This window comes from Caldalkalibacillus thermarum (assembly GCF_014644735.1).
In the GTDB taxonomy this organism is placed as follows: domain Bacteria; phylum Bacillota; class Bacilli; order Caldalkalibacillales; family Caldalkalibacillaceae; genus Caldalkalibacillus; species Caldalkalibacillus thermarum.
On sequence record NZ_BMKZ01000108.1, the window covers coordinates 1 to 1,241 of the forward strand.

2 tRNA genes and 1 rRNA gene are annotated in these 1,241 nt (G+C 56.3%); all 3 read right to left on the reverse strand.

What is annotated here, in order from left to right:
* A 23S ribosomal RNA gene (locus IEW48_RS16675) occupies positions 1-838 on the reverse strand; the annotation flags it as partial.
* 59 nt (positions 839-897) lie between these two features.
* Positions 898-973 (reverse strand) — tRNA-Ala (locus tag IEW48_RS16680).
* Between the two features lie 59 nt (positions 974-1,032).
* Positions 1,033-1,109, reverse strand: a tRNA-Ile gene (locus tag IEW48_RS16685).
* Between the last annotated feature and the right edge of the window lie 132 nt (positions 1,110-1,241).

The window sequence follows — 1,241 nt, forward strand, 5'->3', positions numbered from 1 at the left end:
TCACCGCTACCCACACCTCATCCCCGCATTTTTCAACATGCGTGGGTTCGGGCCTCCAGCAGGCATTACCCTGCCTTCACCCTGGACATGGGTAGATCACACGGTTTCGGGTCTACGGCCTCGTACTCATTCGCCCTGTTCAGACTCGCTTTCGCTGCGGCTCCGCCTCTTCGGCTTAACCTCGCACGAGACCGTAACTCGCCGGTTCATTCTACAAAAGGCACGCCGTCACACGGCCCTGACGGGCATCGTGCTCCGACTGGTTGTAGGCACACGGTTTCAGGTTCTCTTTCACTCCCCTCCCGGGGTGCTTTTCACCTTTCCCTCACGGTACTGGTTCACTATCGGTCGCTGGGGAGTATTTAGCCTTGGGAGATGGTCCTCCCGGATTCCGACGGGATTTCACGTGTCCCGCCGTACTCAGGATCCGTCCCGGAGGGACGAAGATTTCGGCTACGTGGCTGTCACACTCTATGGCCCGCCTTTCCAGACGTGTTCGCCTATCCTCGTCCTTTGTCACTCCGTATGGGACGTCCTACAACCCCGGTGGGCAAGCCCACCGGTTTGGGCTGTTCCCCTTTCGCTCGCCGCTACTCAGAGAATCGCGGTTGCTTTCTTCTCCTCAGGGTACTAAGATGTTTCAGTTCCCCTGGTGTGCCCTCCATCTCCTATGGATTCGGAAGATGGATCCTGTCCGATTAGGGACAGGGGGTTGCCCCATTCGGGAATCCCCGGATCAACGCCTGCTTACGGCTCCCCGAGGCGTTTCGCCGTTTGCCGCGCCCTTCATCGGCTCCCAGCGCCTAGGCATCCACCGTGCGCCCTTAGTAGCTTAACCCTTAAGGTCGCTCGTGGCTACCCGATGAATCTGCTGTTATCCAATTTTCAAGGTGCAATTGGTGGAGCCAAGCGGGATCGAACCGCTGACCTCCTGCGTGCAAAGCAGGCGCTCTCCCAGCTGAGCTATGGCCCCGCAACATGACCATATCATGCAATATCATTGTAAGCTTGCGTTTAACTGAGGTGTGCTGATGGTGGGCCTAAGTGGACTTGAACCACCGACCTCACGCTTATCAGGCGTGCGCTCTAACCAGCTGAGCTATAGGCCCACGAAAACCCTCAAAACTAAACAAAGCAGCAAGCGTGCGAGCAATTGATTAAGATGAAACGTTATAAAACGTTCAGTTTAGGGATCCCCCAAAACCGGGGTCTCATAAAACTCCCTAGAAAGGAGGTGATCC